General features: G+C 71.2%; 16 protein-coding genes. 3 read left to right on the top strand and 13 right to left on the bottom strand.

Annotated elements, in window-relative coordinates; genetic code table 11:
* Nucleotides 1–2 precede the first annotated feature (2 nt).
* On the bottom strand, nt 3–1,868 hold the full coding sequence (recQ, locus tag ACO07H_RS03790) for a DNA helicase RecQ (protein ID WP_422011270.1): 1,866 nt from the start codon (nt 1,866–1,868) through the stop codon (nt 3–5).
* Between the two features lie 43 nt (nt 1,869–1,911).
* A complete protein-coding gene (locus ACO07H_RS03785; protein ID WP_422011268.1) occupies nt 1,912–2,787 on the bottom strand; it encodes an oxidoreductase in 876 nt (291 codons plus the stop codon).
* 92 nt (nt 2,788–2,879) lie between these two features.
* Here ACO07H_RS03785 and ACO07H_RS03780 point away from each other — a divergent pair, with 92 nt between their 5' ends.
* Both ACO07H_RS03780 and ACO07H_RS03775 read left to right on the top strand, forming a co-directional pair.
* Nucleotides 2,880–3,806, top strand: a complete 927-nt coding sequence (locus ACO07H_RS03780) for an AraC family transcriptional regulator N-terminal domain-containing protein (protein WP_422011266.1) — start codon at nt 2,880–2,882, stop codon at nt 3,804–3,806.
* Between the two features lie 58 nt (nt 3,807–3,864).
* The gene (locus tag ACO07H_RS03775; protein ID WP_422011264.1) at nt 3,865–4,356 is read left to right on the top strand and encodes a cupin domain-containing protein; all 492 of its coding nucleotides are present in this window, start codon (nt 3,865–3,867) and stop codon (nt 4,354–4,356) included.
* Between the two features lie 4 nt (nt 4,357–4,360).
* On the opposite strand, the gene ACO07H_RS03770 is transcribed toward ACO07H_RS03775, so the two are convergent.
* From ACO07H_RS03770 to ACO07H_RS03720, 11 genes are all read right to left on the bottom strand, one after another.
* On the bottom strand, nt 4,361–5,245 hold the full coding sequence (locus ACO07H_RS03770) for a hypothetical protein (RefSeq protein WP_422011262.1): 885 nt from the start codon (nt 5,243–5,245) through the stop codon (nt 4,361–4,363).
* A 128-nt stretch (nt 5,246–5,373) separates the two neighbouring features.
* The gene (locus ACO07H_RS03765) at nt 5,374–5,592 is read right to left on the bottom strand and encodes a SlyX family protein (protein WP_422011260.1); all 219 of its coding nucleotides are present in this window, start codon (nt 5,590–5,592) and stop codon (nt 5,374–5,376) included.
* Nucleotides 5,593–5,597: 5 nt separating this feature from the next.
* Nucleotides 5,598–7,931, bottom strand: coding sequence for a penicillin-binding protein 1C (pbpC, locus tag ACO07H_RS03760; RefSeq protein WP_422011258.1), 2,334 nt, complete (start codon nt 7,929–7,931; stop codon nt 5,598–5,600).
* Between the two features lie 19 nt (nt 7,932–7,950).
* On the bottom strand, nt 7,951–8,613 hold the full coding sequence (locus tag ACO07H_RS03755; protein WP_422011256.1) for a DUF6928 family protein: 663 nt from the start codon (nt 8,611–8,613) through the stop codon (nt 7,951–7,953).
* Between the two features lie 24 nt (nt 8,614–8,637).
* Nucleotides 8,638–9,018: a DUF5329 domain-containing protein gene (locus tag ACO07H_RS03750; protein WP_422011254.1), complete on the bottom strand. Its 381-nt coding sequence runs from the start codon at nt 9,016–9,018 to the stop codon at nt 8,638–8,640.
* Nucleotides 9,019–9,028: 10 nt separating this feature from the next.
* Nucleotides 9,029–9,415: a type II toxin-antitoxin system VapC family toxin gene (locus tag ACO07H_RS03745; RefSeq protein ID WP_422011252.1), complete on the bottom strand. Its 387-nt coding sequence runs from the start codon at nt 9,413–9,415 to the stop codon at nt 9,029–9,031.
* Complete coding sequence (locus ACO07H_RS03740; protein ID WP_422011250.1) at nt 9,412–9,660, bottom strand: type II toxin-antitoxin system Phd/YefM family antitoxin; 249 nt, start codon at nt 9,658–9,660, stop codon at nt 9,412–9,414. The genes ACO07H_RS03745 and ACO07H_RS03740 overlap by 4 nt, the downstream gene beginning before the upstream one ends.
* 70 nt (nt 9,661–9,730) lie before the next feature.
* Nucleotides 9,731–14,824 carry an alpha-2-macroglobulin family protein gene (locus ACO07H_RS03735; RefSeq protein WP_422011248.1) on the bottom strand — a complete coding sequence of 1,698 codons (5,094 nt, stop codon included), beginning with the start codon at nt 14,822–14,824 and terminating at the stop codon, nt 9,731–9,733.
* A gap of 79 nt (nt 14,825–14,903) precedes the next feature.
* On the bottom strand, nt 14,904–15,737 hold the full coding sequence (locus tag ACO07H_RS03730; protein WP_422011246.1) for a head GIN domain-containing protein: 834 nt from the start codon (nt 15,735–15,737) through the stop codon (nt 14,904–14,906).
* A complete protein-coding gene (locus ACO07H_RS03725; RefSeq protein ID WP_422011244.1) occupies nt 15,734–16,480 on the bottom strand; it encodes a LytR/AlgR family response regulator transcription factor in 747 nt (248 codons plus the stop codon). Before ACO07H_RS03725 ends, ACO07H_RS03730 begins: the two co-directional genes overlap by 4 nt.
* Nucleotides 16,481–16,586: 106 nt before the next feature.
* Nucleotides 16,587–17,690 carry a sensor histidine kinase gene (locus ACO07H_RS03720; protein ID WP_422011242.1) on the bottom strand — a complete coding sequence of 368 codons (1,104 nt, stop codon included), beginning with the start codon at nt 17,688–17,690 and terminating at the stop codon, nt 16,587–16,589.
* Nucleotides 17,691–17,847: 157 nt separating this feature from the next.
* Between ACO07H_RS03720 and ssb the strand changes: the two genes are divergently transcribed.
* On the top strand, nt 17,848–18,402 hold the full coding sequence (ssb, locus tag ACO07H_RS03715; protein WP_422011240.1) for a single-stranded DNA-binding protein: 555 nt from the start codon (nt 17,848–17,850) through the stop codon (nt 18,400–18,402).
* Nucleotides 18,403–18,479 lie beyond the last annotated feature (77 nt).

The following is an 18,479-nucleotide window of genomic DNA, read 5'->3' as shown; positions in this document are numbered from 1 at the left end:
CTTCAGCGTCCCAGAACCCGCAGGATTTCTCGGCCGTAGGCGTCCAGCTTCTTCGCGCCCACGCCGCTGATCTCGCCCAACTCCGCCAGGTCGCCCGGCCGTTGCCGCGCCATCTCGGCCAGCGTCGTGTTCTGGAAGATCACGTAGGCCGGCAGCCCGTGCTCCTTGGCCACCTCGGAGCGCCAGGCCTTGAGCGCCTCGAAGCGCTCGGCGGCCTCGGCGTCCAGGCCCAGTGCCGGGTCGGCCTTGGGCTTGCCGCCAGCGCGGGACGACTTGGACCGCGGCTTCTTCTCCTCGGCCTCGCGCAGGCGCAGCTGCACCTCGCCCTTGAGCACCGCACGCGCGCTGTCCTGCAGCGCCAGCGTGTTGAACTCGCCCTCGGCCGCCACATGGCCCAGCGAGACGAGCTGGCGCAGCACCGCGCGCCACTGCTGCTCGGACAGGTCCGTGCCGCAGGCCCAGGTGGACAGCTGGTCGTGGCCGTACTGGCGCGTCTTGTCGGTGGCCTTGCCGCGCAGCACGTCGATCAGGTGGCCGGCGCCGAAGCGCTCGCCGCGCTGGTGGAAGCGGTAGATGCAGCTCAGCAGCTTGCGCGCGGACTCGGTCGCGTCCCAAGTCTGTGGCGGATTCAGGCAGTTGTCGCAATTGCCGCAGGGCTGGGCTGCCTCGCCGAAATAGTTCAGCAAGCGGACCCGCCGGCAGTCCGTCGCCTCGGCCAGCGCCAGCAGCGCGTCCAGCTTGCCGCGCTGGCCCTGCTTGAAGGTCTCGTCGGCGGGGCTCTCGTCGATCATGCGGCGCTGGTTGACGACGTCGGCCAGGCCGTAGGTCATCCAGGCCTCGGCCGGTGCGCCGTCGCGGCCCGCGCGGCCGGTCTCCTGGTAGTAGGCCTCGATGTTCTTGGGCAGGTCCAGGTGGGCGACGAAGCGCACGTCGGGCTTGTCGATGCCCATGCCGAAGGCGATGGTGGCCACCATGACGATGCCGTCCTCGCGCAGGAAGCGGTCCTGGTGGCGGCGGCGCACGTCGGCGTCCAGGCCGGCGTGGTACGGCAGCGCGGTCAGGCCCTCGGCGCTCAGCCACTGCGCCGTCTCATCCACCTTCTTGCGGCTCTGGCAGTAGACGATGCCGGCCTCGCCCTCGTGCTCGTCGCGCACGAAGCGCATCAGCTGGTCGCGCGGCGAGCTGTTCTTCTCGACGATGAGGTAGCGGATGTTGGGCCGGTCGAAGCTGCTGATGAAGACGCGCGCGTCCTGCAGCCGCAGCCGCTCGATGATGTCGGCGCGCGTCAGGTCGTCGGCGGTGGCCGTCAGCGCGATGCGCGGCACGTCGGGGAAACGCTCGTGCAGCAGGCTGAGCTGCAGGTACTCCGAGCGGAAGTCGTGGCCCCACTGGCTGACGCAGTGCGCCTCGTCGATGGCGAACATCGACAGCAGGCCCCGCTCGTCCAGCGACGCGAGCTGCGCCAGGAAGCGCGGCGTCGTCAGCCGCTCGGGCGCCGCGTACAGCAGCGTCAGGCGCCCGCTCATCATCTCGCGCTCGATGCGGCTGGCCTCCTCGCCGGTCTGGCTGGAGTTCAGGAAGGACGCATGCACGCCCGCCTCTTCCAGCGCGCCGACCTGGTCGTGCATCAGCGCGATCAGCGGGCTCACGACCACCGCCACGCCCTGCCCGCGCTGGTGGCGCAGGATGGCGGGCACCTGGTAGCACAGGCTTTTTCCGCCGCCCGTGGGCATCAGCACCAGCGCGTCGCCGCCGGTGGCCACGTGCCCGACGATGTCGCCCTGCTGGCCGCGGAAGGCCGTGTAGCCGAAGACTTCGGACAGGATGCGCTGGGCATCGTCGGCGTGAGGGGGAGCGGAAGGTGGCATGCGGGCAACGGCGGGAGACCCGCCATTGTCCCGGATGCACCGATCAGCCGTGCTCGGTGGCCTCAGACAGCACGCGCCAGGCCTGCACGTCGCCGCGCAGCCGCTCGATCTCGGCCAGCGCCATGCCCACCGCATCGGCGCCGACGACGAAGTTCAGCGGCGGCTGCGGGTGGGCGGCGAGCGCGAGCAGCGCGCTGGCGAGCTTGGCCGGATCGCCGGCCTGCTGGTGGCTGTGGCCGTCGTAGGTTGCGCGCAGCGTGGCGGACGCATCCGCGTAGTCGGCCTGCGCCGCCGTCGCGCCGCTGCCGTAGCGGATGGAACGCGCATCGAGGAAGTCCGTGCGGAAGAAGCCCGGCGCGACGCTGGTCACGCGGATGCCGAAGGGCGCGACCTCGGGCGCCAGCGACGCCGAGAAGCCCTCCACGGCGAACTTGCTGGCGCAGTACAGCGACGCGCCGGCAAAGCCCGCCCAGCCGCCCACCGACGACAGGTTGAACACATGACCGCTGCGCTGCGCGCGCAGCGTGGGCAGCACGGCGCGCGTGACGTGCATGAGGCCGAACACGTTGGTGGCGAACTGCGCCTCCACGTCCGCGGCGTCCACGTCCTCGAACATGCCGAGCTGGCCGTAGCCCGCGTTGTTGACGAGCACGTCGATGCGGCCGAAGCGGTCCAGCGCTGCGCCCACGGCCAGCAGGGCCTGGTCGGGCCGGGTGACGTCCAGCGCGAGCGCCAGCAGTCGGTCGCTGGCGTCGGCCGCCAGCGCGGCCCGCACGGCGGCGGCGTCGCGGCCGGTGGCGACGACGTGGTGGCCCGCCCGCAGTGCAGCGCGGGCAATGGCAGCACCCAGGCCGCGGCTGGCGCCGGTGATGAACCAGGTGGACGGCGTGGTCGGGGTGGTCGAGGTAGACGAGGGCATGGCGAAACTCCTGAAAGGGATGCCGCCACTGTGCGTTTTCGCAGGCCGGCAGTGGTAGACCGAAGCCGCCCTGCTCTTGCACAATCCTGGCGATGACTGTCCAGCCCGTCTTGCCTGATGACCGCAGCCGCGACGCGGCCTTGCACGAACTGCGCGACCTGGTGCGTCGCCACGCCACCGAGTCCATCACCGAGGCCCTGCCCGGCGTGCTGCTGCTGCGCGCGGACGCGCCGACCGCCGCCACGCCGGTGGTCTACGAGCCCATGCTCTGCGTCATGGCCCAGGGCGCCAAGCGCGTGACCCTGGGCAACCGCGTGCTGGTCTATGGCGAGGCGACGTCCATGATCGTCACGCTGGCGATGCCGGTGACCGGCGCGGTGGTGCAGGCCAGCGCCGACCGGCCCTACCTGGCGGTGGGCTTCCGGCTCGACCCAGCGGCGCTGGCCGAGCTGCTGCTCGCGCTGCCGCCGCAGGCCGCCACCACGGACGTCGCGCTGGAGGTGCTGCCCGTCGAAGGCGACCTGCTGGACGCCGCGGTGCGCGTGCTGCGGCTGCTGGACCGCCCGGCCGACCAGCCCGTGCTGGGCCCGCTGGTGGCGCGCGAGCTGCTGTACCGGCTGCTCAACGGGCCGCATGCCCCCGCGCTGCGTGGCCTGGTGCAGGGGCGCGGCCGCAGCGCGCTGGTGGCGCGCGCGGTGGCCTGGATACGCCGGCACCACGACCAGCCGCTGCGCATCGCCGAGCTGGCCGCGCAGGCGGCGCTCAGCGAGAGCGCCTTCCACCGCAGCTTCAAGGCCGTGACGGGCATGAGCCCGCTGCAGTACCAGAAAGCCATCCGGCTGCAGGAGGCGCGCCGCCGGCTGCTGGCGGGAGGCGGCGATGCCGCGAGCGTGGGCTTCTCGGTGGGCTATGGCAGCCCCTCGCAGTTCAGCCGCGAGTACGCGCGGTTGTTCGGCCAGCCACCGGCACGCGATGCCGCCCTGCTGCGTGCCGCCAACGCGCCAGCCACGCCCTACTGACACAGGTTGCCGGGCGGCGCGGCAAGATGCGCTCACCGAAGCCAGCCACCAGCCCGCCATGCCCACCGCCGATGAACTGCGTGCCCTGCTGATCCGCAACGTCAACGACGGCCCGCTCGACCGCTTCGAGCGCCCGCCGCGCTATGACACCCAGATGCTGCCGTTGTCCGACGGCACCGCCGCGCGCAAGCTCGGCGCCGGCTTCGACATCGTCGCGCCCGGCAAGCAGAGCTGCCCCTACCACCTGCACCATGGGCAGGAGGAAATGTTCGTCGTGCTGAAAGGCGAGGGCACGCTGCGCGTGGCGGGCGAGCTGCTGCCCATCAGGGAGGGCGACGTGGTCTTCATCCCCGCCGGGCCGGCGTACCCGCACCACATCCTCAACACGTCCGACGCGCCGCTGCACTACCTCAGCATCAGCACCAAGGAATGGCCCGACGTCTGCGAGTACCCGGACTCGGGCAAGGTCAGCGCCATCCCGGGCCCCGGCGGCTGGCGGCTGCGCCAGCGGCTGGAGAACACGCTGGACTACTGGGACGGCGAGCCGTGAACGCTCAGGGCAGCGTGTCCAGCACGGCCGCCCAGCTCGCCGCGACCTTGGCGTAGCCGCTGCGGTTGGGGTGGATCTCGTTGGCGAAGTCGCCCGAATCACCCGCGCTGCCGGGTTGGCCGAGCACCAGGCCGGCGGCCTGCGAGTCGATGAGCCGGATGGGCCCGACGCCGGCATGGCGGCTCACGCGGTCGGCGATCAGCTGGGCCAGCAGCGCGGACAACCGCGTCATCAGCAGCTTGCCGATGGGCAGCCAGTGCTCGCCGGGCACCGCGTAGGTGACGAGCGCCTTCTGGATCCACGGCCCGAACGACGGGCCGGCCGGTGCCGGCCGCGGCTGCAGCAGTGCATAGTTGTGCAGCAACAGCGGCGTCTGCCGGTTGGCGGCCTTGGCGTCGCGCAGGTCCAGCAGTTCGTTGAAGACGTTGCCCAGGTAGGTGCAGAACGTCTGCCAGCCCGGCCCGCTCAGGTACGACGCCGGATCGCCAGGCGACACCACCTCCGCCTGCGTGAGCAGCAGCCGCAGGTCGATGGCCTTCTGGGGCCCCACCTGGAGCGCGTCGATGAGGTCGTTGCCGCCGCCCGACACCAGGATGGCGCTCCAGGTGCGGGCGACGTTGCCGCTGAGCAGCTGCGTGAACTGCGGCGCGCGCATGGTGTCCACCATGTGACGCAGCACCGCGCCGGGCGCGGCGCAGTTGACCACCACCGCGGAGCGCTGCAGGCGCAGCTCCTGCAGCACGTTGGTCGTGCGCGTGGGCGGGATCGCGCCGATGGAGAACCACGAATCGCCCTGCGCCAGGAACCGCAGGCCGTACAGGTCCAGCGGGAAGGGGTCGTCGCTCTGGGTCAGCTGGTAGGGGCTGATCAACTGCACGGGTTCGGCCATCGCGTTGCTCCGGTGGTTCGCATCCTGAAGGCCTTGCGCTGCGCGCCGGCCGTGAAGGCTGCCCAGTGGAACCGACGCCGAGCGGGCCGGCCATCATCAATGCAGATGAATCGCGCGCCCCAAGGGGCTCAGTAATGCGGCGGCAGCTCGTCGCGCAGGCTGCGAAAACCGGCTGGCTCGGCCGCCACGGCCTGGGCGCGCAGGTCCACCAGCTCGCGGATGAGCCGGTCGATCTGCGCCTGCTGGCGCACGACGACCTGGTTCAGCGACTCCACCGTGTCTTCGGTGAAGCTGGCCTTGATCTCCAGCTCGGTGATGCGTTGTTCAAGGGCTTGCAGGGTGTCCATGGCCGCTATGGTGCCGCAAGCTGGAACTCCACCCGCGACCAGTGTCCCAGCCCGTCCATCACCGTGAGCCGGTGCGGACCGGCGCGCGCCACCCGCAGCGTCTGCGCGGCGCCGGCCGTGGCGCTGGCGGCCATCCACTGCCCGTCCAGCAGCCAGGTCGCGCCCTGCTGCGCGCCGATGGCCTGCAGCTTCAGCACCACGTCGTGCTGGCCCGGCGCGGGGCGCAGCACGGTGCCGGGCTCCAGGCCCACGACGCGCAGCCGGTTCGCGACCGGCTCGCGGCTGCCGCAGCCGGCGCGCCACGGCAGGCGCTCCAGCGGGTGGCGCTGCGCGGCGTCCAGGAACGGCCCCAGCAGCGCCGGCCAGCGCACCGCGTCGAAGCGCTCGGCGTCCGCCGCGCAGCCCGGCTGCACGCGCTCGCCCGCCGCCACCCAGACGGGCTCGGCCAGCGGCCCGGGCCGCAGCCGGTCGGGCAGCGTGGGCGGCACGGCGCCGTCCAGCGTCCAGGCGATGCGGTGCTGCAGGCACAGCCCGGGCGCGGTGGCCGATTCGGCCACGCCCTGCGGCCAGCAGATGGGCACGGCGGCGACGCTGTCGGGCCGGCGCCGCGGCGCGAGCTGCTGGCGGGACTCGGCCGGCCCCAGCGCCGCCGCCAGGTCGCGCAGCAAGGGCGCTGCCGAGTTGGCGCCGAAGTGGCCGGGGTTGGGCGTGCCGTCGGGCCGGCCTATCCACACGCCGAAGGTGTAGCGGTCCGTCACGCCCAGCGCCCAGGCGTCGCGAAAGCCAAAGCTGGTGCCCGTCTTCCACGCCACGCGCTGGCCGCTCTCGCGGAACGGGCTGCCGGGCCGGCCGCCGTTCTCCAGGATCTCGCGCACGATGAAGGCCGCGCCCTCGCTCATCAGCCGCGACTCCTTCAGCGGCTCGTCGGCCGTCAGCCGCGGCCGGGCGGCCACGCCGCCGCGGGCCAGCGCCGTGTAGGCGCCCACCAGCTCCTCCAGCGTCGTGCTGCCGCCGCCGAGGATGAGGCTGAGGTTGGGCGCCGCGTTGGCAGGCATGCGCAGCTTCACGCCCGCGTTGCGCAGCCGGCCGGCGAAGCGCTCGGGGCCCAGGCGGTCCAGCAGGTCCACGGCCGGCACGTTCAGCGAGCGCTGCAGCGCTTCGCTGACGCTGACCGGGCCGGAGAAGTCCGCCTGGAAGTTGCCCGGCGCGTAGCCGCCGAAGTTCTGCGGCGCGTCGATGAGCAGGCTCTCGGAGTGGATGAGGCCTTCGTCCAGCGCCATGCCGTAGAGAAACGGCTTGAGCGTGGAGCCCGGCGAGCGCCGCGCGCGCACCATGTCCACGTGGGCGCCGCGGCGCGCGTCGGTGAAGTCGGCCGAGCCGACATAGCCGCGCACGGCCAGCGTGCGGTTGTCCACCACCAGCGCGGCCAGCGACACGGCGTCGGGCAGGCTGTTCAGGCGGTCGGTCAACAACTGCTCCAGACGGGCCTGCAGGCCGGCGTCCAGCGTCGTCTGGATGACGGCGTCCGTGCGGCCCTCGCGGCGCGCGGCCTGCCGCACGCGCTCGGCCGCCAGCGGCGCCAGCCAGCGTGCGCGCAGCGGCGGCGCGAAGACGCGCTCCAGCTTGGCGTCGGCCACGTCGGCCGCGCTCCACACGCCCAGCGTCTGCATGCGCGTCAGCACCTTGTCGCGTGCCGCCTGGGCGGCCTGCACCGCGCGATCCGGGCGCAGCCGCGTGGGCGACTGCGGCAGCGCCACCAGCAGCGCGGCCTCGGCCTTGGACAGGTCCGCCGCACCCTTGCCCAGGTAGGCACGGCTGGCCGTCTCCACGCCCTCCAGCGGCCCGCCCATGGGCGCGAGGTTGAGGTACAGCGACAGGATCTCGTGCTTGCTCAGGTGCAATTCGAGCTGCAACGCACGCGCGATCTGGCGCAGCTTGGCCGGCACGCTGCGGCGCGCGGCCTTGTCGTCCACCAGCCGCGCGACCTGCATCGTCAACGTCGACCCACCCGAGACGATGCGCCCGTGCCACGCCCACTGCCAGGCTGCGCGCGCGAGGGCCACGGGGTTCACGCCCGGGTGCCAGCGGAACCAGCGGTCCTCGTAGTGCAGCAGGGCCTGCAGGTAGTTCGGCGACACGGCCTCGGGCGTGGTCGGGTGGCGCTGCGCGCCGTCGTCGCCCGGCCAGGCGCGCAGCGGGCTGCCGTCGGCGGCGAGGACGGTCAGCGTGGGGGAGTCGGCGGTGGGGGTGGGGAGGGGGAAGAAGAAGTCGAGGGCGAGGATGAGCAGCAGCAGGGCGGCGATGGCCAGCTCGATGCGGCGCAGGCGCCTGGAATCCATGCCAGCCACGCGCCCGCGGTCACTTCCAGAAGCTGAGCAGGGAGCGCTTCTTGCGCTTGAACCGCAGCAACGCGATGGCCTCCGGGTTCAGCTGGTCGGCATCCATGACGCCTTCGATCGTGAAGCCGAAGAACTCTCGCAATGCCACCTCGCCCAACTCCAGCGGATGAAAGGGAATGGGGTAGGGTTCTTCGCCTGCTTCCAGATCTTCCGGATCATCCGCACTGTGTTCGCCTGCCCAGAACGGCATCTCGAAGGGTAGGCGGTCGCCGATGTCTTCCAGAATGCCGCTGTCCGGCGCCACGCTCAGCGAGCGCACGAGAACACCGTTCTTCCACACGGCGAAGGCAAACCAGTCGACGACGCTGTGCATGGCATGGACGCAGACCGTCTGCGCATCAACGGTTGCACGCAGGAAAGAAGGCGGCAACTGCGACGGCCGGTCCAACGCGAAATCGTGCGCGATTGCGATGCCTGCGGTGCCGAAGCGGGACACCAGCACTTCGTCTTCCGCGATGTAGGTGTTGCTCAACGTGCTGTCGGCCAGCAGCTCCAGCTTGTCCTTCGGAAACAGCGCGGCCGCGAACGCCACGCTGCCTGCCCTGTCCGGTGCCGGCAACGCAGCGAGTTCTCGCGGCAGATCGCCGTTGCTGAACGCCAGCATGCAAGTCTTGGCTCCCATGTATTCCCTCTCCTTGGTCGCATATCAATGGGGACTCGACGCTGCCTTCGCCGCCCGCACCTGCTGCAGCTCCGTTGTCAGCCACTGCGCACTTTCCACCGGCGCCTTGCCCGCGCAACGGACGAGGTAGGGCTTGCCGCTCATGCTGCTGGACGACGCGCCGCGGGCGATGAACTGCTCGGCCGTGTCCACCATGCCCTTGCCTTCGAGGTAGTCGAGCTTCTTCAGCAGATGGGCTCGGGCGTCGGCGCCGGCATACCAGCTGCCGTTGCGGTTGAACTCGCAGCCCGAGGCCTGCAGGCGCGTCAGCAGCGCGTCGACCTCGGCGCGCGCGGCCAGAGGCAGCGGGGCGGCATGGGCGGCTCCGGCGACGAGCAGGGACAAGGCGAGAACGACAGCTCTCATGGCGTGCGACTCACACAAGGATGACGGTGTCGCTGTAGCGCGCCAGCAAGGGGTCATGCGTGACCAGCCGAAGCGGCTCGGCGAGCGCCTGGGCGGCCAGCATGCGGTCGAAGGGATCGGCATGGTGGGCGGGCAGTTCGCCCACCGCCGCCGCGTGTTCGGCCGAGACTGCCAGCATCAGGAAACCGGATTCCTCGAAGTAGGCCAGCGCCTGCAGGCCGGAAACCGGCATGTCGCCCCGCCCGAGCGAGTGCTTGATGGCGATCTCCCACACCGAGGCGGCGCTGACCCACACCGTGTTGCCTGGCGCCAGGATCAGCGCGCGCGCGCGCGCCGGCAAGCGCGGGCTGTCCGCGATGGCCCACAGGGCGATGTGGGTGTCCAACAGCAGGTTCATGCGCCGCCGGGCCCGCCGAACAGTGCGGCCACGTCGGTGTTGTGCGCGTCGATATCGTCCGGCACCTCGATCAAGCCCTTGGCCACGCCAATGCGGGCGGTCGCCGGTCGGGTCGACAAGGCCACCAGACGAGCCGCCGGCCGGCCGTTGCGCGCAATGACGATCTCCTGCTCGGCACCGCTTTCCACGGCCTCCACCAGCCGCGAGAGGCTGGACTTGGCTTCGAGCATATTGATGGCATTCATGGCAATCCAGGTAGGTTAGCTAACCTTGGCTAATCTAGGGCGTCGGCGTGGTTGCGTCAAGTCAGCGCGTTCACTTCTTGTCCACCACCGTGATCTCCCCCTCCGCCTTGCCGATGCCGCGGATCTCCGGCCGGTACATGTCCTCCGCAAACGTCGCCGGCACCACGTACCGGCCCGGTGTCACCGCACGCACCAGATAGAACATATCCAGCGTCTGCCCTAGCCGCGCGGCGGCGACGAAGCGGTCGTCGCGGTATTCGGTGTGGACGATGCGTTCGTTGGCGTTGGCCTGCGCGACGTTGACGCCCTCCACCGTGAACTCGCCGGCCTGCGGGCCCTGGCTGAGGTTGAGGTTCTCGATCTCGAAGCCGGCCGGGATGCGGTCCACGACCAGGCCGTCCTTGATGGTCTGGGCGGCCTTCACGCGCAGGCGCACGACGAACATCTCGCCGGTGGCGAACTGGCGCGCCCCGCCCGACAAGTTGAGCGGCTTGCCATCCGTCGTGAACATCGCGCGCTCCACCGAGATGCGGTCGCTGGTGGGCGCCAGCGGCTTGGTCGGGTAGCCCTGCGCTGTCACGTCGAGGTACAGCGGCGTGCTGCCGTCGTTCTTCAGCGCGATGCCGCTCCTGAGCTGCGCCAGCTCGAAGCCCTGCTGGCCCACGCCGCTGCCGGTCCAGGCATCGGCCTTGGCGCCGACCGCCAGTGCGGTCTTCCACGCGTCGTCCTTGCCGGCACCGTGGGTGGCGGCCTGCACGGCGAGGAACAGGGCCAGGCGCTCCTGCGTGGAGTAGTAGTTGCGGCGACCGAAGTCGTCGGCGAGGTCGAACAGCAGGTTCTCGCGCTTGTCGTGCGTCACCTTGTGGCGCAGCAGCAGCGCGTAGGCCAGCGCCCGGTCGCGCACGCGTGAGCCGTAGTCGCCCAGCCACTGGCCCCAGGCGTTGTTCGGGTCGTCGGGCTGGTAGCCGTAGCCGCGCGTCATCGCGTCGTCCAGCGCCGCCTTGGCGCGGTTCTCGTCGCCCATCAACTTGAGTGCCAGGCTGAGCTGCACCAGCGGCAGCGGCGACAGCGCGTGGCTGCGGTATTGGTCGTGCAGCGTGCGCAGCGTGGCCAGCGGCGCCTTCTGCTCGCGGGCCAGGATGTAGCCGGCGTGCGCGGCCTCGGCGAAGCGCTGGTGCGACAGGCGCAGCGTCTCGGCATCACGCCAGTCGGCGATGCGGCCCTTGTCGTCACGCCGGGGCTCCTTGGCCGGCGTGGTCTGCTGCGCCGGGGCGCGCTGGAACTGCTCCAGCAGGTTGTCCAGCGAACGCTTGAGCATGGCCTCCGGCACGGCGAAACCGGCGTCGCGCGCGTCCTGCAGGAAGCCGGTCACGTAGGCCGACAGCCAGCCCTCGTACGAGCCGCTGGCGGCCCACAGGCCGTAGCCGCCCTTGGGCTGCTGCATGCCGGCCAGGCGGGCGAAGGCGGCGTCCAGCCGCCTGGCGCGTTCCTCGCGAGGCACGGGCTTCAGGCCCCAACGCTTGGCCGCGTCGTCGTCGATGAACAGCAGCGGGTAGGCGCTGGACGTCGTCTGCTCCAGGCAGCCGTAGGGGTACATCAGCAGGCCCGTCACCTGGTCCTTGATGTCGATGGGCGGCGTGTTGGACACGCTCAAGCTGACGCTGGCCGAGCCGGCCCAGTAGGCGTCCAGCAGCGCCTTGTCCAGCGCCTGCGTGGCGCCCGGCTCCAGGCGGATGCGCCGGCTCTCGCGCGTCAGCGGCGTGATGGGCTGCACCTGCAGCGCCGCCTCGCGCGTGAGGTTGAGACTGCCGGCACTGACCTTCACGGTGATGGGCGCCAGCCCGTAGGCATCGAGCGCCTCGGCCTGGAAGCGCAGGATCTGCCGCTGCTTGTCGGCCAGGCGAATGGGCTCGGCGCTGCCGGTGATCCTCACCGGCCCGGTCGCCGTGGCGGACACCTTCACGTCCTGCGGCGCGCCGCTGAGGTTGGTCACGTCCAGCGCGAGGGTGGCCTTGTCGCCGGGCGACACGAAGCGCGGCATGTTCAGCTCGGCCACCAACGGCGCGGCGACGACCGTGTCGGCCTGCGCCGAGCCATAGCTGTCCGCGCTGCTCACCACGGCCATGACGCGCAGCGTGCCGTTGAAGTCCGGCAGCTTGAGGTTCAGCGTCGCCTCGCCCTTGGCATCCAGCTGCACGGGGCCGCTGAACAGGTCCACCAGCAGCACCTTGCGCGGCAGGCTCTGCGTGTCGCGTTTGCCGGCGTCGCCGCCGAAGCGCTGCCTGGCCTGGTTGCCCTCCATCTTCTCGATGAGGCGACCGTACAGGTCCAGCATGTCGGCGCCGTAGCGGTGCTTGCCGAAGAAGAAGTCCTGCGGGTCGGGCGTCTTGAAATTGGTGATGTTCAGGATGCCCACGTCCACCGCGCTGACGGTCACGATGGCCGCCTTGCCGGCGAGCGCGGGCACCTTGACGCTGACGGGCAGCGGCACGGACGGCTGCGTCTTGGCCGGCACGGTCAGCGCCACCTTGGCCTTGCGGTCCTCGCGATTCAGCGGCAGGTGCACCAGGCCCAGCGCGCGGGCCGGCGTCACGCGGTCGCCCTGGCTGCCGGGGCGGAACGCGGCGACGGTGATGTAGAGGTCGTGGCGCGCCCAGCTGGCGTCGGCTGAAATGGGAATGGACAGCTCCGTGCCGCTGGCCTTCACGGCGATGCGCTGGGTCCACAGCACGCGGTCGCCTTCGACGGTGACGATGGCTTCGCCGTCGTGCGGCGGCTTGATGGACAGCTTGGCCACGTCGCCCGGCTTGAACGGGGCGCCCTGCAGCTTGAGCTGCACGCGGTCGGGCCGGTTGCCGATGTCGTCGGCGTCCTGCGCGCCGTAGCCGGCGTAGAAGCCGTAGCGCAGCGCGAGACCCGTCTCCGGGTCGGTGACCTCCAGGCGGTAGCGGCCCCAGCGCACCGGCAGCGCGACCTTGGTGCGCGCCGTCAGCGCCAGCGTGCGGGCCTCCACCAATTCCTCGTTGACGTTGAAGCCTGAGTTCCAGCCGCGGCCGTCGTCATAGCGCCAGTACCACTGGCGCTCCTCGTAGATGAGCTTGAGCTGCACCTCCTTGGCCGGCTTGAAGTTGCCCGCCGCGTCCACGCGCGCCAGCTCGAATTCAGCCAGGCCGCCTTCGGGCGACACGTTGCGGTCGAACAGCGGCCGCACGCCGATGAGCACCGGCGCGGGCCACCAGGTGCGCTCCAGCGTGCGCACCACCGGCCGCCCGCCGGACTCCAGCAGGCTGAAGGCCGCGCGCAGCTTCATCGGCGACTTGCGCTCGCCGAAGGCGGTGGCGATGGCCACGCTGGCCTTGCCGTCGGCGTCCAGCTCCTGCTCGGGCAGGTCTTGCCGGTTCCTGGCCTTGTCGTCGGCCAGGTCGCCGAAGATGAAGCCGGGCAGCTTGGCCGGCAGCGGCATCAGGAGCCGTTCGGAATAGGCGCTGGCCTGCAGCCGGTTGCCGGCGGCGGGTGCGCCGTAGAGGTAGTCGCCCTGGGCCTGCACCGTCACGCCGGCATCGCCGGTCAGCGTGGCCTCGGGCGCGGTCAGCGCGAGCTTCATGCGCTCGGGCAGGAACTCCTCGACCTTGAACGCCCACTGCGTGTCGGGCGTCTTCGCGCCGGGGTCGATGCGGGCCTGCACGGTCCAGCCGCCCGTGGGGGCGTCGGCCGGCAGCGTGAGGGTCTGCTGGTAGTAGCCCGTGCCCAGCTTGCCAGGCTGGATGAGCTGCTCGACGAGCTTGCTGCCGTCGGGCTTCTTGACGGTCAGCGTGATGGGCAGCGGTTTGGGCAGTGGCTTGCCGTCGGCGTCGCGCGCCAGCACCGAGACCTGGAAGGTCTCGCCCGGCCGGTACAGGTCGCGGCCGGCGTAGACGAACAGCTTGTTGCTGCGCGACGGGTGGCCGGTGGCGTCGAACTCGCTCAGGTCCAGCGCCGCGTCGCGCAGCGACAGCACGGACATCTCCTTGCCGCCGCGGCGCGCCAGCACGGCGCGGGCCTTCTCACTGCTGCCGGTGAACACGGCATGCCCGTCGCCATCGGTCTGCGCCTGCGCGATGGCCTTGCCGGCCTCGTCGACCAGGCTCAGCTCGATGCCCGACAGCGCACCGCCGCTCTTCAGCGACGTGGCGAACACGTCGATCTGCGCCGCATGCCTGCGCAGATGCAGGCCGATGTCGGTCACGTAGTAGTGGGTGACCTGGTAGTCCCAGCCGAAACGGCCGGGCTGGTTCATGACGGCCACGTAGATGCCGGGCTCCTGCAGCTCCTTGATGGTCTCCACCGGCAGGAAGCTGACGTTGCGCCGGTTGGGCCGCGTGTCGGTCGTGAAGCGGCCGATGTAGACGCTGTCGCTCATCGCACGCAGCTCGTCCAGCAGCCAGCCACCCACGGTGCCTTTCAGGCGGCGCTGGTTGTCGCTGTAGCCGTCGTAGGAGTAGCCCTCGCCGTCCTCATCGCCGGCGCCGGCATTGCCGCGCTCGCGCCGGCCGCCCACCTGCTCCAGGAAGGCCGGCAGCGACGCCGGCTTGATGCGCAGGAACTGCACATCCACCTCGGGCGTGTTGACCGTGACGATGGGCAGGCCGCCGTTCTGGCCGGCCGGCAGCACCAGGCCGCGGCTGGCGAAGTAGTAACTGTCGGGCATGGCCTCGCTGACGGCTTCGCAGGTCTGCGCGGTGGCCAGCTTGGCGCCGGAGCGCGCGGCCAGGTCGGGCTTGAGCACGATGCGAAAGCTCCGGTCCGGCGTGGCGAACGGCAGGTAGAGCACGCGCGGGTTGTCGCCCAGCACCCAGCGGGCGGCCAGCGGCTTGAAGCTGGCGTCCGGCGGCGGCGTCGGCTTGCCGTCGTGCTCCGACTTGGCCGGCGCGGCGCCTTCCAGCGCGGTGACGAGGGCGCCGAAATCCTGGCGCGAATCCAGCGGCTGCGTGAAGCTCACGGCGATGGCCGGCGAGCCGTCGAGCAGCCGCGGCTTGCAGTCCATCAGCGCGAACGCGGCCTGCTCGCCGCCGATCTCGGCACTGCTGGGCAGGCCCGGTCCGGCCTTCTGCCAGGCCCACCAGGCGCCGCCCGCCAACACACCCGCCCCGACCAGGCCCAAGACGGCCTTCTGCCACGCGACCATGGAATTCCTCCCCGCAATGTGCCGGGGAGTTTAGGCATGGCCGACGGGGGCTCAGGCCATGTTTTGGGGGACAGGCGCGTTACGGCTTCCTGTCGCCCTTGGCGCTGATCGAGCCCATGCCCGACACCGAGCGCTGCACGTTGGGGCTGCCGAAATAGTCCACCGAGCCGACGCCGGAGATGTTGGCCGTCAGGTCGTCCGTCACCCACAGCACCACGTTGCCGATGCCGCTGACGCTGACGCGTGCGCGCTGCGCCTGCAGCCGGTCGGCGATGACCTTGCCCTTGCCGGAGATCTGCAGCGCCATCTCGTCCACCCGGCCGCCGAGCTGGCCGTCGCCCGCACCGGAGATGACGAAGTTGAGTTGGCGGGCGTCCAGCTGGTCCAACCGCGCAAGGCCGGCACCGCTGATGTTCAGGCGCAACTGGTCCACCTTCAGCGGGCCCGGCGCATGCACGTCGCTGGCGCCGGTCAGCGACAAGGCCTTCAGCTGGCGCATCTCCACCTGCACGAAGACCTTGTTGGTGTGCCAGAACTTCCAGCCGCCGGCCGGGCGGATGACGAGCTGGCGGCCGGACAGCTCCACCTCCACGCCCTTCTGCACGTCGGCGTCACCGGCCACGAAGACCTGGTCGCGCTCGCCCTGCACCAGCAGCACGCGGGCCGCGCCGGCCAGCTCCAGCCGGTCGAACGTGCCCGGCGTGTACAGCCGGCCAGGCTCGGCCGGAGCCGCTGGCGCCGCGGGCGCGGCCGGCGCAGCAGGGACGGCGGTCGGGGCGGTCGGCGCGACAGGTGCGACAGGCGCCACGGCGGCGGGCGGCGGGCTGGGCTGCGGGTAGGGGTGGGGCTGCGCCTGGCCCAGGCCGGCGGCCAGCAGCAGCGCCAGGGGCAGCAGGCGTTGGATGGCGGTCACAGCGACTGCTCCCTCAGCATCTTGGACACCTCGCGGTTGGCCGTGATGCGCGTGCCGTCGCGCAACTGCACGACGAGCTGCGAGTTCTCGTCCGGCGTCATGCTCTCGACGAAGTCCAGGTTGACGATGCAGCCGCGCTGCACGCGCAGGAAGCGCGCCGGGTCCAGCCGCGACTCGAAATCGGCGATGGGCAGGCGCACGAGGAAGCTGCGGCCGCGGCTGGCAATGGCGGTGTACTTGTTGTCCGAGCGCAGGCACTCGATGGCGTCCACCTGCAGCGGAAAGATCTTGCCCTGGTCGCGCACCAGCAGGCGCGTCAGCGGCGCGTCGGCCGGCGCGCTCAGCGAGGCCGTCATCTGGGCCACGTCCGCCGGGCTGGGCGCCGCGTCGCGCATCACATGGGCCACCGCCTCGTCGAAGCGCTCGCGCGAGAACGGCTTGAGCAGGTAGTCCACCGCGTGCAGCTCGAAAGCCGTCAGCGCGTGCTGGTCGTAGGCCGTCGTGAAGATGATGCGCGGCTGATGAGCGTCGCCCTGCAGCGCCTGCACCACCTGCAGCCCGGTCAGCCCAGGCATCTGGATGTCGGTCAGCACCAGCGCCGGCTTGAGCGTGCGGATCTGCGCCAGCGCGTCCTCGCCGTCTTCGCAGACGGCCACGAGCTGCAGGCCCGGCGTGGCCTTGACCCAGTCGGCCAGCGCCTCGGCGGCCAGGGGTTCGTCTTCGGCGATGAGAACGGTGGTCATGTCAGTCCCTCGGTCGTCGAGTACGCCGCCCGATCCCCCGAGGGGATGGCGGGCCGGCTTGGGGCGGCCCGGCGCTCGGCCCGCTGCCACGTGGTGGTGATGGTGTTCATGTCTGCGGTATGAAGAGGTCGACGCGAAACCCCGCGCCAGGAGCCGTGTGGATGCGCAGGCGCGCCTGTCCGTCGTAGTCCAGCGCGAAGCGCTTGCGCAGCGCCGCCAGGCCCACGCCGCGGCGCTGGCCAGGTTGCGGCTCCAGCGCCTCGGGCTCACACCCCGGGCCGTCGTCGGCCACGGCCAGGTCCAGCCCGTGGTTCAGCGCGTTGCGGCGCGCGGTGATGGTCACGCGGCCGCCGCCCTTGCGCGGTGCCACGGCGTGCAGGATGGAGTTCTCCACCAGCGGCTGCAGTGTCAGCGGCGGCAGCTCGTCGGCCATGACGCGTTCCTCCAGGTCCCAGTCCACGCGCAGCCGCGTGCCCAGCCGCAGCGATTCCAGTGCCAGGTAGTCGCGCAGGAAATCGACCTCGTCGGACAGCATCACGCGGTCTTCGGCGCCGCGCTTGGTGTCCAGCACGTAGCGCAGCATGGATGCGAACTTCAGCAGCGCATCCTCCGCGGCGGCGGGGTCCTTGCGGGTCAGCGCGATCAGCGAATTGAGCGTGTTGAACAGGAAATGCGGGTTCAGTTTGCCGCTGATGGCCGACAGCTCGGCCTTGGCCAGCGCGCTCTCGGCCTGCGCCGCATGCACGGCCGCGGCGCGCGCCGCACGCGCCTGCAGCACAGCCATGAAGGCGGTGGCGATGGTGATGTAGACCACCACGCCCCACACCGAGCGCCACAGCAGCCCGGCCAGCAGCACGGCGCCGGCGTGGTCGGTGCCGAACAACGCGGCGTTCACGGCGAACTCCCCCGCCTGCCACAGCGCCGCGAAGCCCAGCGCCGCCAGCACATGGGCCAGCGCCGTGGCCGCCGGGCCGGCGTCGGAGCCGTGCAGCCGGCGCGCCATCGGCCACACGGCGACGCCCAGCAGCATCGGCGCCCACAGCATGGTGGTGGCCTGATAGACGGCCAGCCAGAACGGGTCCAGGCCCCGGTCGAACTCGCTGCCCGCCAGCACGAACAGGCACCAGGCCAGCGCGCAGCAGCCGGCATAGGCCAGCCACATCCGCAGTTGCGGGTGGCGTTTGCCGGAGCGTGGGCCGGGGGTGGTCATGGCTTCATCTTAGGGAGGCGGCCAGGCCGGTGCCGGGGCGGGGAGACGAAGTGCGGGCACCGGGGTGCGGGATGCGGTCTCCGGGGTGTTGCTGACGAGCGCCCGCGGGGGCATCGGCATAATTCGCTCCCTTCCCCATCGAATCCGGACGAGCGTCATGGCCAGCGTCAACAAAGTCATCATCATCGGCAACGTCGGCAAAGACCCCGAGCTCCGCTACAACCCCAGCGGCGGCGCCTGGGTCACGCTCAGCCTGGCCACCACCCGCAACTGGAAGAACCGCGAGACCGGCGAGCGCCAGGAAGAGACCGAATGGCACCGCGTCGTCTTCAACGACCGCCTGGCCGAGATCGTCGGCGAGTACGTCAAGAAGGGCCGCCCGCTGTACGTCGAAGGCCGCCTGAAGACCCGCAAATGGCAGGACAAGGAAGGCCGCGACACCTACACCACCGAAATCATTGCCCAGGAAATGCAGCTGCTGGGCGGCCGTGACGGCGGCGGTGGTGACGAGGGCGGCGGTGGCTACAGCCGTGGCTCGGGTGCTGCCGGCGGTGGTGGTGGCGGTGGCGGCTACAGCCGTGGCGACGACGAGGGCGGCGCCCGCCCGGCCGCGCGTCCGGCCGCGGCCCGCCCCCCGGCGCCGCGTGCACCCGCTCCGGCGCCGAAGGCGGCGACGGGGTTCGACGACATGGATGACGATATCCCGTTCTGAGAATCAGGTTCCTGATCAGCGAAAGGCCCACGGCAAAAGCGGTGGGCCTTTTTGTTTGGGCGATGCGTTTCAATGAT

The organism is Roseateles sp. (genome assembly GCF_965229315.1).
Lineage (GTDB): Bacteria > Pseudomonadota > Gammaproteobacteria > Burkholderiales > Burkholderiaceae_C > Pelomonas.
Note: the sequence above shows the minus strand (reverse complement) of the source record. Positions and strands in the feature narration are given on the sequence as shown.